At 63.6% G+C, this 14,034-nt stretch carries 12 protein-coding genes; 7 read left to right on the forward strand and 5 right to left on the reverse strand.

Features of this window, described 5'->3' with window-relative positions; translation table 11 throughout:
* The first annotated feature begins 53 nt into the window (after nt 1-53).
* Entirely contained in the window at nt 54-1,316 is a 1,263-nt protein-coding gene (locus RhoBH5_RS02145; RefSeq protein ID WP_270007905.1) for a YihY/virulence factor BrkB family protein, read from the forward strand.
* Here the strand turns inward: RhoBH5_RS02145 and RhoBH5_RS02150 are convergent.
* The gene (locus tag RhoBH5_RS02150) at nt 1,289-1,525 is read right to left on the reverse strand and encodes a DUF3039 domain-containing protein (protein ID WP_003942602.1); all 237 of its coding nucleotides are present in this window, start codon (nt 1,523-1,525) and stop codon (nt 1,289-1,291) included. The two genes, RhoBH5_RS02145 and RhoBH5_RS02150, sit on opposite strands and share 28 nt — an antisense overlap.
* Nucleotides 1,526-1,608: 83 nt before the next feature.
* Here RhoBH5_RS02150 and RhoBH5_RS02155 point away from each other — a divergent pair, with 83 nt between their 5' ends.
* The 3 genes from RhoBH5_RS02155 (at nt 1,609) to RhoBH5_RS02165 (ending at nt 4,625) form a co-directional block, all read left to right on the forward strand.
* Complete coding sequence (locus RhoBH5_RS02155) at nt 1,609-1,968, forward strand: DUF3099 domain-containing protein (protein WP_003942638.1); 360 nt, start codon at nt 1,609-1,611, stop codon at nt 1,966-1,968.
* Between the two features lie 26 nt (nt 1,969-1,994).
* On the forward strand, nt 1,995-3,494 hold the full coding sequence (locus tag RhoBH5_RS02160; RefSeq protein WP_270007906.1) for a DUF7782 domain-containing protein: 1,500 nt from the start codon (nt 1,995-1,997) through the stop codon (nt 3,492-3,494).
* Nucleotides 3,495-3,653: 159 nt separating this feature from the next.
* Complete coding sequence (locus RhoBH5_RS02165) at nt 3,654-4,625, forward strand: sigma-70 family RNA polymerase sigma factor (protein ID WP_003942639.1); 972 nt, start codon at nt 3,654-3,656, stop codon at nt 4,623-4,625.
* A 124-nt stretch (nt 4,626-4,749) separates the two neighbouring features.
* On the opposite strand, the gene RhoBH5_RS02170 is transcribed toward RhoBH5_RS02165, so the two are convergent.
* Together RhoBH5_RS02170 and RhoBH5_RS02175 are read right to left on the reverse strand one after the other, a co-directional pair.
* Nucleotides 4,750-7,461, reverse strand: coding sequence for a bifunctional acetate--CoA ligase family protein/GNAT family N-acetyltransferase (locus RhoBH5_RS02170; protein ID WP_030536893.1), 2,712 nt, complete (start codon nt 7,459-7,461; stop codon nt 4,750-4,752).
* Entirely contained in the window at nt 7,454-8,725 is a 1,272-nt protein-coding gene (locus RhoBH5_RS02175) for an acetoin utilization protein AcuC (RefSeq protein WP_003942159.1), read from the reverse strand. The genes RhoBH5_RS02170 and RhoBH5_RS02175 overlap by 8 nt, the downstream gene beginning before the upstream one ends.
* Before the next feature lie 176 nt (nt 8,726-8,901).
* Between RhoBH5_RS02175 and RhoBH5_RS02180 the strand changes: the two genes are divergently transcribed.
* Together RhoBH5_RS02180 and galE are read left to right on the forward strand one after the other, a co-directional pair.
* Complete coding sequence (locus tag RhoBH5_RS02180; RefSeq protein ID WP_003942150.1) at nt 8,902-9,588, forward strand: metal-dependent transcriptional regulator; 687 nt, start codon at nt 8,902-8,904, stop codon at nt 9,586-9,588.
* An 8-nt stretch (nt 9,589-9,596) separates the two neighbouring features.
* On the forward strand, nt 9,597-10,586 hold the full coding sequence (gene galE / locus RhoBH5_RS02185) for a UDP-glucose 4-epimerase GalE (RefSeq protein ID WP_215515881.1): 990 nt from the start codon (nt 9,597-9,599) through the stop codon (nt 10,584-10,586).
* On the opposite strand, the gene RhoBH5_RS02190 is transcribed toward galE, so the two are convergent.
* Both RhoBH5_RS02190 and RhoBH5_RS02195 read right to left on the reverse strand, forming a co-directional pair.
* The gene (locus RhoBH5_RS02190; protein ID WP_037126687.1) at nt 10,583-11,716 is read right to left on the reverse strand and encodes a DUF4192 domain-containing protein; all 1,134 of its coding nucleotides are present in this window, start codon (nt 11,714-11,716) and stop codon (nt 10,583-10,585) included. The genes galE and RhoBH5_RS02190 overlap by 4 nt on opposite strands.
* 155 nt (nt 11,717-11,871) lie before the next feature.
* Entirely contained in the window at nt 11,872-12,657 is a 786-nt protein-coding gene (locus tag RhoBH5_RS02195; RefSeq protein WP_256261726.1) for a sensor domain-containing protein, read from the reverse strand.
* Nucleotides 12,658-12,982: 325 nt separating this feature from the next.
* Here RhoBH5_RS02195 and RhoBH5_RS02200 point away from each other — a divergent pair, with 325 nt between their 5' ends.
* Nucleotides 12,983-13,942 carry a proteasome assembly chaperone family protein gene (locus RhoBH5_RS02200; protein WP_003942198.1) on the forward strand — a complete coding sequence of 320 codons (960 nt, stop codon included), beginning with the start codon at nt 12,983-12,985 and terminating at the stop codon, nt 13,940-13,942.
* Nucleotides 13,943-14,034 lie beyond the last annotated feature (92 nt).

The raw sequence follows: 14,034 nt of genomic DNA on the forward strand, positions 1-14,034 counted from the left end.
GTCGGCGCCATGGTTGGGCAACCGGGTGTGTCGTCAGGGATGCTGGAGACATCATGAGTGAAGCGCGAGGCGAGAAGTCGAGCGGAAGTGATCTGCACCACCGCAGATGGCATCCGCTACGCCGCACCGGGCAGTTGATCGGTCGAACCCTGAGCAAGGCCTGGGACGATTCCATCTTCGGAAAGGCGGCTACGGCCGCGTTCTGGCAAACGCTGTCGCTTGCTCCCCTGCTGCTCGGCCTTCTGGGAATGATCGGCTACATCGGTGGGTGGTTCGGACCCAACACCGTCGAGATCATCGAATCCAAGATCGTCACGTTCAGCGGAACGATCTTCAGCGAAAGCGTCGTCGACCAGATCATCCGCCCGACGGTGACGGACGTCCTTCAGCGCGGACGCCCGGAGATCATCTCGGTGGGCTTCCTGCTGTCCCTGTGGGCGGGATCATCGGCGATCAGTACGTTCGTCGACTCGATCGTGGAAGCACACGGGCAGCAGGATGCCCGCAATCCCATCTGGCAGCGCATCTTCGCCCTGCTGCTCTACGTGATGTTCCTGGTGATGGCGGTGTTCATCCTGCCGCTGGTAGCTCTGGGGCCGACGCTCGTCGGGCGAGCACTGCCGGCCTCCTGGTACGTGGTCGGATCGAATCTGGTCGACACGTTCTACTACCCCGCTGTCGGTCTGCTGGTGATCATCGGCCTCACGACGCTCTACAAGGTCGCTCTGCCGAAGTCGCTGCCGTGGCATCGGCTGCTCGCGGGCGCCCTGGTCGCCGGTGTGTTCTTCATGGCCGCCAGCACCGGATTGCGCTGGTACCTGGGATTCGTCACCAGCACCGGCTACACGTACGGCGCACTGGCAACGCCGATCGCGTTTCTGCTCTTCACATTCTTCCTCGGTTTTGCCGTCGTCCTCGGCGCCGAGTTCAACGCGACGGTTCAGGAGTTCTGGCCCGCTCGTGCCACTCGGATGGAGCAGATGCGAGAGTGGCTTGCGGCTCAGAACACCGACGAAAAGACCGGTCCGGTCACCAACCTGACCTGGCACCTGGCCACCAGCCCGATCCGCATCTCGGGCGACAAAGCGGACCCGGCCACGGTCCCCTCGTACGGGCGGCCCCGCAGCAGACAAACCGAGAGCAGACAATCGAAGTCGCACCAGAACTCGTGCGTAGACCAAGAACCCTACGACGAACCGCAGGCAGACGCGAAGGGCCCGGCGGCCGACTGCGTCGAGGCTGTCGATCCGCCGAGCTCCGGAAGTACTGCCGCTCGCGTGACCCGAGGTCAGTCGCCCTTGCGGAGTCCTTCGTAAATCTTCTTGCAGTCCGGGCACACCGGTGATCCCGGCTTGGCGGACTTCGTCACGGGAAACACCTCACCGCACAGCGCGACGACATGGGTTCCCATGACGGCGCTCTCGGCGATCTTGTTCTTCTTCACGTAGTGGAAGAACTTCGGGGTGTCGTCGTCGGTCGTTTCGTCGGTGGAGACGTCGGGACGTTCCTTGGTTTGAGTGCTCACCCCTCCAATAATGCCGTCTCCGTCACAGCGGTGCGACCCACGGGTCGTGTGCAATTGTCGGCCGAGAGTGGAACAGTGGAGTCATGGCACGAAATGGCGCGTTCGGCAGGTCCGACGAGGCCGGGACTCCCGACAATCCCGTACTGATCACCGAAGCGCAGCAGTCCGTCGAAGAACAGCACAAAGCCCGAGTGCGCAAGTACATGATCATCATGTCCTTCCGGTTCCCGGCGTTGATCCTCGCGGCGATCGCGTACGGCATCTGGGCCAACGCCTGGATCTCGATGCTCATCATCGGTGCATCCATTCCGCTTCCCTGGATCGCCGTCCTGATCGCCAACGACCGACCACCGCGCACCAAGGACGAACCGAGTCGATACGACGGACGAAAGAAGACCGCAGGCGAGATCGAATCCGCGACGCACCACACCATCGAAGGCTGACAAGTTCCGCCTGCGAGAATGACAGGGTGAGAAGCGAAACGCTCCTGTCCATCACCCCTGCGCTGCGTGAGGCTCTGCTTCGCAATCGATTCGACACCGGAACCATGCTCGAGGCGTTGGGTCCCGAAGTTCACGCTGCTCTCGGTCGAAGTGAGCCGGTGCCCGTGCGCCGCGCCACCCGAGAACTCGGGGACCTGGGCGTTCTCATCAGACTGTTCCTTCTCGCCGATGACTGCCCGGCGGGCGACGTCGCCGCGGCGCTGGCTCCGCTGACAATCGCGCAGTGCGTCGACGCCGGTCTGCTCGAAGGTGAGAACTTCGACAGTGAGAATCCGCTCGTGCGGGCCGCGGTGGATCTTCGCCCCATCGACGTCGGCGAAGGCGATCGTTGGGTGATCTCGGATCTCGACGGCGGAATCCGTCCCAAGAAGGCCACGGCCGATCATGTGCTGGGCGTCGGGCATGCGTCACTGTCCTTGCTGCAGGCCACGCCCACCGCGAGGGTCGGCAGCGTGCTCGACCTCGGTACGGGATGCGGCATCCAAGCCCTGCACGCGAACACGTACGCCGATTCGGTCACCGCAACCGACATCAATCAACGCGCTGTCGACCTCACGGCAGCAACCATGGCCCTCAACGGACTGGACGTCGAACTCCTTCAAGGGTCCTGGTTCGAACCCGTCGAGGGTCGAACCTTCGACCAGGTGGTCGCCAATCCGCCGTTTGTCGTCGGCGAGGCACGCGTCCATCACACGTACCGCGATTCCGGCCTCGATCTCGACGGTGCGAGCGAATTGATGATCTCGCAATCGATCGACTACCTGAACCCCGGCGGCACGGCAGCTCTGCTGGCGTCCTGGGTGCACGTCGAAGGGCAGGACTGGCGGTCGCGGATCGCGTCGTGGCTGCCGGCCCACGGCGTTGATGCCTGGGTGGTCCAGCGCGATGTCGCGGATCCGGCTCTGTACGTCGGCACGTGGCTCAAGGACGGCGGGCAGGATCCTCGAGATCCGGAAACGGCATCGAGAGCAAACGCCTGGCTGGATCACCTCGAAGAAGCCGATGTCGAGGGCGTCGGCTTCGGTTTCGTGTTTCTTCGCCGCACCGACTCCCCCACCGACCTGATGGCCGAGGACCTCATGCACGGCTTCTCGGACCCGCTCGGGGCCGAGGCGCTCGCATACTTCGACCGTCTTGCCTGGTTGCGTGAACACGACGTCCTCGAGGAACGCTTCGTCCTCGATCCGGACACGGCTCTCGAACGCGTCTACCTCCCCGGTGACGAGGGATGGCAACAAGTGGTCACGCGCGTGCACCGCGGCAACGGACCGCACTGGCAGCACGAGATCGACGAGCTCGGTGCTGCGCTGTTGGCCGGACTCCGAGCGGATGGACTGGTGGTCGACGAATTGATCGAACTTCTTGCCGCGGCGAACGGCGAAGACCCGGACCAGCTACGTGAGGCCGTCGTCACAATGATGGTCTCGCTGGTTCGACACGGGTTGGTGCTTCCCGTCACGAACTGAGTTCCCGGTGAGTTGCAGATCTTTGTGTTCTCAGCAACTTCTCAGGACGACTGGGAAATAACTGCAGGTCACGGCGATTTAGCGGAAATCGGCACGGGAACTTTCCCGGAACTCTCACACGTTGAACTGTGTGAGAGACCGCCGATAGGGAGGCAAGTCATGACAAGCCCCAGCACCACTACTCGCATTCGTCCGAGCGCCGCAGATCTGGACGCCCAGAGCCCGGCCGCAGACCTGGTCCGCGTCTACCTGAACGGGATCGGTCGTACCGCACTGCTGACAGCAGCAGACGAGGTCGAACTGGCGAAGCGAATCGAAGCGGGGCTGTACGCCAGCCACGTCCTTGCCACGGGAAAGCGCCTGACAGTCGCCAAGAAGAGGGATCTCGCAACGATCGTTCGCGAGGGACAGTCGGCACGTAGCCACCTCCTGGAAGCGAACCTGCGACTCGTCGTGTCGCTGGCCAAGCGCTACACCGGCCGCGGCATGCCGCTCCTCGATCTGATTCAAGAAGGCAACCTCGGACTCATCCGTGCAATGGAGAAGTTCGACTACGCCAAGGGCTTCAAGTTCTCGACGTACGCCACCTGGTGGATCCGTCAGGCAATCACCCGCGGAATGGCTGATCAGAGCCGCACCATCCGGCTCCCAGTCCACCTCGTGGAGCAGGTCAACAAGCTCGCCCGCATCAAGCGCGAACTGCACCAGCAGCTCGGGCGAGAAGCCACGGACGACGAGTTGGCCGAAGAGTCGGGCATCCCGGCGCACAAGATTGCCGACCTGCTCGACCACAGCCGCGACCCGGTAAGCCTGGACATGCCTGTGGGCAACGACGAAGAAGCGCCCTTGGGCGATTTCATCGAAGATTCCGAGGCGACCTCGGCCGAGAACGCCGTCATCGCCGGTCTGCTGCACAGCGATGTGCGCAGCGTGCTCGGGACGCTCGACGAGCGGGAGCAGCAGGTCATCCGACTTCGCTACGGTCTCGACGACGGCCAGCCCCGCACCCTCGATCAGATCGGCAAGCTCTTCGGCCTCTCGCGTGAGCGGGTTCGTCAGATCGAGCGTGAGGTCATGGGCAAGCTCCGCGTCGGCGATCGCGCCGAGAAACTGCGGTCCTACGCGAGCTGATCAAACAACACAGCACGTGCGTCAGCGCGCCACACCACGCGCGCTGACGCACCGCACAAAGCACCGGCCACCGCTACTTCCCTCCCCCTCGGGAATGTGCGGTGGCCGGTGTTGTTCGCTGTGTCTACCGCAGCCGCCTGGGCCCCAGGTCGATTGCGCTCGGCTCAGGTCCGATTCGGACACGTGAATCGGTGATCTCCGCGCCGGTAGCCGAAGCGAGTACCGGCTCACAGGCCAGTTCGCGGACTTCGGGAATGTCGTCGGCCAGCGCCGAGATGCGCTGGACCAGATCAACCAACGCACCCTTGTTGACCGGAACGGCGTTGCGGTATCCGGAGAGAAGCGGCGCGGCCTTGGGCGCGTCGATCAATTCCGTAGCAGCGTCCTCGGTGAGAGGCAGTACGCGATAGGCACGGTCACCGAGGAGATCGGAGATCACACCGGCAAGCCCGAACGAGATCAGCGAACCGAACGACGGGTCGTCTTGGACACCAACCACACATCCGATGCCCTTGGTTGCCATTTTCTGCACGTGCAGCAGCGGTTCACCCGACGCGGCCGCAAGATCTCGGTAAGCGAGGCGCACCGATTCCGGTCCACTCAGATCCAGCCTGACGCCGCCCAGATCCGGTCGGTGTCGCCACATTTCGCCGGTTGCCTTGACCGCGACCGGGTAGCCGACAGCATCCGCTGCCTCTACTGCTTCGTCTTCGCTCAGGACCGAACGGAATTCGACGACGGCGACCCCGTAACACTCGAGCAGCGCCGCCGCTTCCACATCTGAAAGCCAACGGCCAGGAGAGTTTTCAAGCCAATCAGCCACCATCTTCTGGGCTCGCTCGGAGTCGATACCCACGGGGCGAACCACCTTCGACGCAGGCTTGCTGCGCCACTCCGCGTATCGCCAAGCCCTCGCCAACGCCAGGGCAGCACGCTCCGGCCCCGGGTAGGACGGCACCGAACCGCGGGTCGGGTTACCGACTTCGTCACGAACTGCCAGGACGTCCGGCACACCCTCAGCTGCGAGGAACGTGGTGAGAATCGGCTTGTCCGAGCCTGCGACGGCGTCCTTGAGTGCTTTCGCGAACGGCTCGACCGGAATGGCTACCGGAGGAACGAAGACGGCGATGACGGCATCGACGTCGAACGACGCCAAAGCGTCGCGCACGGCAGTGGCGAACAGTTCCGGACTCGCCTGGGCGCCGAGGTCGACCGGGTCGCTGACCTGCAGACCTTCACTGCGGGCCGCGTCCGCAGCAAGGACACCGAGCGCGGTCGAGTTGCCGATGACCGCAAGCCGGGGGCCGGCGGGCAACGGTTGGTATCCGAAGAGCAAGGCGCAGTCGAACAATTGTGAAATGGACCCGACCTGAATGACGCCCGCCTGTTCGAAGAGGGCGCGGACGATCGAATCGTCGATCTCGACTCCGGTGGCGGCGAGCACCGGCGGAACCGCGTGCCGACCGCTCTTCACTGCGACGATCGGCTTCTTCCGCGCAACTCGACGGGCGATGCGAGAGAACTTCCGTGGGTTGCCGAAGCTCTCCAGGTAGAGAAGGACCACTTCGGTGGACTGGTCGGAATCCCAGTACTGCAGAAGGTCGTTACCCGAGACGTCCGCACGGTTACCGGCGGAAACGAAGGCGGACAATCCGATTCGGCTGCGCGCGGCTTCGTCGAGAATGGCGATACCGAGCGCGCCGGACTGACAGAAGAAGCCGACGTTGCCTGCCACCGGCAAGACCGGCGCGAGCGTCGCATTCAACGAAATCGCCGGGTCGTTGTTCGCGACACCCAGCGCATTCGGGCCGATGAGGCGCATACCGTGAGCGCGCGCTGCATGGACCAGTTTGCGTTCGGACGAGCGCCCGTCCGGACCACTCTCACTGAAGCCCGACGAGACAACCACCAGCGCTTTGACGCCCTTGTCGAGGCAGTCGTCGAGTACCGAATTGATCGATTCTGCAGGTACAGCCACGACGGCGAGATCGACGTCGTCGGGGATGTCACGAACCGTCGGATATGCCCGAACGCCGTGTACCGAACGATGCTCCGCGTTGACGGGATAGACCGGTCCGGTGAATCCGCCGCGCAGCAGGTTGGTCAACACCGCGTTACCCACCTTTGCGGGGTCCGCTGATGCGCCGATCACCGCCACCGATCGCGGACTCAGCACGTTCCCCATGCTGCGGGCCTCAGCTGCCCGCTCACGCGAATTACGCACTGAAACAAGCGCTTCCGTCGGGTCGATCGCGAATTCGAGTCTCAGCACGCCACCGTCGAAAGAGCGACTCACCTGATACCCCGCCTCACGGAACACCGTCACCATGTTGCGGTTCTCGGAGAGGACCTCGGCGACGAACATCGTCAGACCGTTCTCGGCCGCTGCCGCTGCCAGGTACTCGAGCAGGATCGGGCCGAGGCCGCGCCCCTGGTGTGCGTCGGCGACGACGAAGGCGACCTCGGCAGACTTTCCGTCACCGACGTCGAGCAGTCGCTCGTATCGACCCACCGCGATGATCTCGTCGCCGAGCATCATCACGAACGCCACACGGTTGTGGTGGTCGACCGTCGTGAAGTTCTTGACGTCGCGCGCCGACATCGTGGGGTACGGGCCGAAGTAGCGCAGATACCGGGTGCGCTCGGAGAGTTTGCCGTGGAATTCGACGAGCTTGTCCGCGTCTTCAGGAACGATGGGTCGCAACGCCACCGCTCCGCCGTCGGAGGCGAGAACATCGACTACCCAGGAATGGGGATAGGTGTGAGCGGGGTCGGTCTTCGGCGCCTGGCCGCTCGCCTCGCCGCCGGCAGCTTCGGTATCGGACTGTTCAGTCACGGGGATCCTCCGGGTCGAGTCCGAGTAGCGGGAACGAAGCGCGACGTGTCGCGATGATCGCCGAGTCGATACGGGTGAGTGCACGGTCCACCGAGGCGACACCTGTCTCCGGTGTACCACCCGGGCCGTCCCACGGCGTGTAGGCGACATCGCCGCCGTCCCCCATGGTCGGCGGGAGGTCGACGCTCGGCGCTCGCAGCTTCGTCGATTCCTTCCAGTCTTCCGGGACAGCGGTGTCGACGTCGATCTCGCGATCGAGCGCTGCAGCGATCAAGTGAGTCCATGCCCTCGGCACGACGCGCACCAGTCCGTATCCCCCGCCTCCGACTGCCAGCCACCGCCCCTCGGAGTAGCGGTCGGCGAGGTCACGCATCGCCAAAAACGCGGCGCGCTGACCGTCGACGGTGAGGGCGAGATCCGCGAGCGGGTCCTCGCGGTGCGAGTCGACTCCGCACTGGCTGATGATGATCTGCGGGCGGAAGGCTGCAATGGCTCCCGGGACGACGGCGTGAAATGCACGCAGCCACAACGCGTCGACGGTTCCGGGCAGCACCGGGATGTTCACCGCCGTACCTTCGGCGGCCCCGTCGCCGACCTCGCTCGACCATCCGGTGTTCGGCCACAAGGTTGCCGGGTGCTGATGCAGCGAGACCGTGAGCACCCGCGGGTCCCCGAGGAACGCATGTTGCACTCCGTCGCCGTGGTGAGCGTCGACGTCGATGTAGGCGATGCGGTCGTAGCCGTTGTCGAGCAGCCACGAAATCGCAACCGCCGCATCGTTGTAGACGCAGAATCCAGAGGCCCAATCCGCCATCGCGTGGTGCATGCCGCCGCCGATGCTGACCGCGCGCCTCGTACGTCCCGAAGCGATTTCCTGCGCTGCGGCCAGCGAGCCGCCGGCGAGGATCGCACTGGCTTCGTGCATGTGCGGGAAGACCGGGTTGTCCTCGGTACCGAGCCCGTGGGGAACATCCTGGCCGCTCACACCGTTGTTCGCAGAGTTACCCGCGTCTTTGACCGCTGCAAGATATGCCGGTGTGTGGATTCTGAGGAGGTCGGCATCGGACGCGGCACTCGGTTCGAGAAATTCGATGCCCTCGAGAAGTCCGAGGCTTCGCGAGAGTGCCATCGTGAGATCGAGGCGAGTGGGATTCATCGGGTGATCGGCGCTCCACCGATAGCTCAGGTACTCCGGACTCCACACCACGACTCGATTCGCTCGAGACGCCGCGGGGTCCCCGTCAGATCTGATCGACGCGGTCATGGGATCACGCTACTTCCTTCTCGTTTCGTGCTGCACACCACACTCGTGGCCCGCTTCGGAGACCGAGATCGAGTGACACGAATCCAATTCGGACACGCGCTGGACTCGCCGCGGTGGAGGCGGCACCGGAACCACGAACTGAACGGTAGAATGATCAACTGACGAAGGGGTTGAGTGTGAAGGATCTAGTCGACACCACGGAGATGTATCTCCGGACGATCTACGACTTGGAAGAAGAGGGCGTAGTCCCACTCCGGGCGCGGATCGCCGAACGGCTCGAACAGAGCGGACCCACCGTCAGCCAGACTGTTGCGCGTATGGAGCGTGACGGCTTGCTGATGGTCGCCGGCGATCGACATCTGGAACTCACCGACAAGGGTCGCGATCTCGCGATCTCTGTCATGCGTAAGCACCGGTTGGCAGAGCGCCTGCTGGTGGACGTCATCGGTCTCAAATGGGAAGACGTACATGCCGAGGCATGCCGTTGGGAGCACGTGATGAGCGAGGAGGTCGAGCGTCGGCTCGTCGTCGTTCTGAACAACCCCACGACGTCGCCCTACGGCAACCCGATTCCGGGCTTGGACCAGTTGGGACTCGACGGCCCGGTTGCCACCACCGAAACATTGGTGCGCCTGACCGATATTCCGCACGGCGCACAGACAGCTGTGGTCGTTCGGCGACTGGCCGAGCACGTGCAGTCCGATCCCGAGGTGATCGCGCAGCTGCGTGACGCCGGCGTCGTTCCCGACGCCAGGGTGACGGTCGAAACCCGTCCGGGCTCGGTGACGATCATCGTGCCGGGTCACAGCGGGTTCGACCTGTCCGAGGAAATGGCTCACGCCGTTCAGGTCAAGCAGGTCTGAGGAAGTAGATGAAACTCCTGGTCACCGGCGGCGCCGGTTACGTCGGCAGTGTGTGCAGCACTGTGTTGCTCGAGCGTGGACACGAGGTTGTCGTCATCGACGACCTCTCCACCGGAAATGCCGACGCGGTGCCTGCCGGTGCCGAGTTCATCGAAGGGGACGTGGGAGCGCTTGCCACCGACGTCCTCGGCAGTGCGGGTTCACCGATTTTCGACGGTGTGCTTCACTTCGCGGCGCAGTCGCTAGTCGGCGAATCGGTGCTGCACCCCGAAAAGTACTGGCGCGGAAACGTCGTCACGACCATCGAGTTGCTCGAGGCGATCCGTGTCTCCGGTACTCCGCGCCTCGTGTTCTCGTCCACCGCCGCAACGTACGGCGAACCGGAGCAGTCCCCCATCGTGGAGACCGCTCCGACCCGCCCCACCAATCCGTACGGCGCGACCAAGCTCGCGATCGATCATGCGATCACCTCGTACTCGATCGCTCACGGCCTCGGTGCGACGAGCTTGCGCTACTTCAACGTCGCAGGTGCGTACAAGTCCGCCGGCGAGAACCGGGTGATCGAAACCCACCTGATTCCACTCGTCCTGCAGGTCGCGCTCGAACAGCGGGACAAGATCTCGGTCTTCGGAACCGACTGGCCCACGCCGGACGGAACCGCGGTACGCGACTACATCCACGTGCTGGACCTCGCCGAAGCACATCTACTGGCGCTCGAATCTTCGGTTCCCGGCGAGCACCGCATCTACAACCTCGGAAGCGGTGCCGGCTTCAGCGTGCGCGAGGTGATCGCCGCCTGTGCGCGGGTCACCGGCCTGCCGATCAACGTCGAGGACGCGTCACGACGGCTGGGTGATCCGGCAGTACTGATCGCATCGAGCGACAAGGCGATTGCCGAGCTGGGTTGGACGCCCACGCGTACCGATCTCGACGTCATCGTCGCCGACGCATGGCAGTTCCTCCAGGATCTGGGCGACCGCTCACACGCTGCTCGCTAGCTTCCACTCGGCAGTGCCGGCGGCAAGCCGGTGATTCCGAGCGATTCCCCGATGGACAATCCGACGGCCGCGAGGTCACGGATTCCGTCGGGGCGCACACCGGATTGCAGCGATAGATCCAGCAATCCCGCCAAGGTGTGTTCCGAATCGGCCGACAGTGCGGCCGACAGCGCAACGCCTGCCAGAGGGCCGTCGCCACGCACGTATGCAAAGAAGCCGAGAAGTGTTGCCGGCCAAGCTCGTTCGGGCGACGGTACTTCATGGGTGAGCACGAGCCACAATTGCTCAGCATGTGCCGCAACGGACGTGATCGCCAATCCCAGCACCACGTCGCGCACGCGTACGTCCGTCAATGCGACCACCAGATCGGCGCATTCCTGCGGGTCAGGGCGGTGAGCGCCTGCCTCGACACGGCGGACATGTTCCAACACCAGATCGATCCGGCGCTGAACTGCGGTTTCACCGCTCGGTCCCCCTCTGTGCGCGCTCGACTCTCGTCGGCTCGCGATCAGTCGGGCAATCGTGTCGTGATTGCGAGCGGCGCCGTGTACCCACCGGACCAGTTCCTCACGCGAACGGCGAATGACCCTCCCGCCCAACACCTGTGCTGCTGCAACCGACGAAGATGCCGGGTCTGGCAGGGTGCCGCGGTGAATCGAACGCATGACGCTCGTCCACGGCTGGCCAGATTCTATTGCGGCCGTGCACAATACGTCGGCCAGCTCGACGCAGGTTCCGCCGAGCATGTCTTCGAATACCTCGGCCAGCTCGATGGTTTCATCGATCAGAGTTTCAGCTGCCGAGCAATCGGTGATCACCACGAGAACGACCGCACGCGCGCCTTCCCCGTCACAGACGGCGGCGAACTGGCGCAGCGCCGCGCTCATCTGCCTCGCGGGCTTCCCCCTGACACTGGGAAAGTAGTCGTGCCGCATCACTGGTCCGAGCGTCGAGGCGGAGGCGCCCATCAGAGACAGCGCAACCACAGAGTTGGACGGATGGAAGCCCAGGAGTGCGGGTATTGCCGCGATCAATTCGCCTGGATCGGAGACGCGTTCGACGCATCCGAGAAGGGCGGCAAGGTCGTCGTCGGAGAATTCGAATTCTCCCGGAAGAGGTGATGTCGTCATGCACACACCGTCGCTGATCACCCTGACCCGGCCGTCTGCTCGACCAGGGAAAACAGCTGCGTCCAAGTCGTCTGTGGATTACCGCATTTGTTGGGGACCAAGTACCGCGCCGCACCGAGCAGTTCCGCTACTTGTCGGACCTGTGTGCTGCGAAATCACTTGCCTGCTTTGACCTTCTGTACGGCTGCGGTGAACGCTTGATCCAGCGGTGCCGTCGAGGGCGTCGCAGAACCGAACGTCATCAGTGTTGTCGCCACCCGTACGTCGCCGACCTGCGCGATCAAGGTCAGCATCGTCTGATCACCGGCTGTGGCCTTGGGGGACACGACAGTGCGGCGAAGTGACATCGTCTTGTCGGCATCGATCGGCGACGGCGGAAGAATTTCCGTCGTCACTGCCGTAGTGATGCCGTTCGCAGTGACAGTCATGGACGGGCACTGCCGAGTTTGCGCTTCCAACTCGTCCAGTGGTGCATCGACCTTCGTGAGTTCAACCGAAATCGTTGCCCTCGTCGCGTTGTCGGTCCCGACCGCCATCACGGTCCCGTTCGGACCGTAATCCTGTTCCGGTGGCTCACATTCGGACGGATCGACGGTGGCACCGCGCGGGACGCCTACTAGATCCGGTGCTGCCATCGGAACGGCTTGCGGGGGCAGCACAACAGCGCCGAAGGGCTCGGGGAATTCCTCGGGAGTGAGCAGCAGTTCGGACAGCGGTGCCGCCGTTTTCGGAGAGGTGGATTTCGGCGTCGAGGATTTGGGTGCAGCCGTCGTACTCGGCGCCGCCGTGCCGCTGTCGGTCGCACCGGCAGTCGCCGGCGCGGAGTCCGGAACGGGTGCTCCTTGGACCGACCCGGAGCAGCCCGCGAGTAGTGCAACGGCGGCCACCGCAGCAAGTGAGCATGCGGCCACTCGCCTGGACGATCGTGGACACACCCGCATGTAAGCCTCCGCACTCGACCGATACCGACAATCGACCAATCCATTTCGGACAAATCGGCCGTGCCGACCTTGTGTTCCACTCTGCCATGTCCGAAGCCGCGCACCCGACATCTAGCGAACGCCCAGGCCAAGTGTCGAAAGATACCGCTCAGCTTCGCTCTCGGCGAACGCCCGTCTCGTCGGATCGGGAATGATCGGTCACCGACTCGGTGTTCTTACCGATGAACGTCTGATCCAGTGCTGTCGGGCACCTGACTCCGATGCTGTCGAGCGTGCGCCGATAGTGGACACTTGAGATCAAGACCGAAGAGCGAAGGGGACTGCGATGGACGAACAGTCGAGGATGTACGAGCTGGAATTTCCGGCGCCCCAGTTGGCGGCTGCCGACGGCCAGGGACCGATCCTGATTCACGGACTCGAGGGTTACTCCGACGCCGGTCACGCCGTGAAGTTGGCGACGACGCATCTGCGCGAAAGCCTCGAGACCGAGCTTGTCGCGTCGTTTGCTGTCGACGAGCTGATCGACTACCGCTCGCGTCGACCGACGATGACGTTCAAGGCCGATCATTTCTCCGATTACGACGCTCCGGCGCTCAATCTGTACGCACTGCGCGATACGGCCGGCACGCCGTTCCTGCTGCTCGCAGGGATGGAACCGGACCTCAAGTGGGAGCGGTTCACCACAGCTGTTCGACTGTTGTCCGAACAGTTGGGAGTGCGTCGAACCATCGGGCTCAACGCGATTCCGATGGCAATCCCGCACACCCGACCGCTGGGTGTGACAGCACATTCGACCAACAAGGACCTGATCCAGGACCATCAGCGTTGGTCAGGTGAACTGCAGGTTCCCGGCAGCGCATCATCACTGCTCGAGCTTCGTATGTCTCAGCACGGGCACGAGGCGATGGGCTTTTCGGTGCATGTCCCCCACTACCTCGCGCAAACGGACTACCCCGGCGCCGCAGAAACTTTGCTCGAAAACGTTTCCGAGGTTTCGGATCTGGAGTTGCCCTTGGTTGCACTGGGTGAGGCCGCGGCGCGCGTTCGGGAACAGGTTAACGAGCACATAGCCGGGAACGAAGAAGTTCAGACTGTAGTCCACGCTTTGGAGCGTCAATACGACACTTTTGTCGCCGCTCAGGAACAACAGTCGTCCCTTCTGGCCGGCGAGGCCGACCTTCCCAGCGGTGACGAGATCGGCGCAGAGTTCGAAAAGTTCCTGGCCGAACAGGCAGGAAATGACGACTTCGGCTCAGCTGGAGACCTCGATCGAGGCGACAACTGACGAAAATGTGACGGGCGGGGCGCATAATTCGACATTGTGCGCATTCCGCAACCCCTCCGTTACCTGGGCTGTTGTTCAGGACACATCCGTCG

The sequence above is a fragment of the Rhodococcus sp. BH5 genome (assembly GCF_027583855.1).
Lineage (GTDB): Bacteria > Actinomycetota > Actinomycetes > Mycobacteriales > Mycobacteriaceae > Rhodococcus_F > Rhodococcus_F qingshengii.

Bases quoted from the DNA above. Each gene is read 5' to 3' on its own strand.
- RhoBH5_RS02165 (WP_003942639.1), top strand. From the start codon at position 3,654: ATGACAAGCCCCAGCACCACTACTCGCATTCGTCCGAGCGCCGCAGAT.
- RhoBH5_RS02145 (WP_270007905.1), top strand. From the start codon at position 54: ATGAGTGAAGCGCGAGGCGAGAAGTCGAGCGGAAGTGATCTGCACCAC.
- galE (WP_215515881.1), top strand. From the start codon at position 9,597: ATGAAACTCCTGGTCACCGGCGGCGCCGGTTACGTCGGCAGTGTGTGC.
- RhoBH5_RS02195 (WP_256261726.1), bottom strand. From the start codon at position 12,657: ATGCGGGTGTGTCCACGATCGTCCAGGCGAGTGGCCGCATGCTCACTT.
- RhoBH5_RS02200 (WP_003942198.1), top strand. From the start codon at position 12,983: ATGGACGAACAGTCGAGGATGTACGAGCTGGAATTTCCGGCGCCCCAG.
- RhoBH5_RS02155 (WP_003942638.1), top strand. From the start codon at position 1,609: ATGGCACGAAATGGCGCGTTCGGCAGGTCCGACGAGGCCGGGACTCCC.
- RhoBH5_RS02190 (WP_037126687.1), bottom strand. From the start codon at position 11,716: ATGACGACATCACCTCTTCCGGGAGAATTCGAATTCTCCGACGACGAC.
- RhoBH5_RS02175 (WP_003942159.1), bottom strand. From the start codon at position 8,725: ATGACCGCGTCGATCAGATCTGACGGGGACCCCGCGGCGTCTCGAGCG.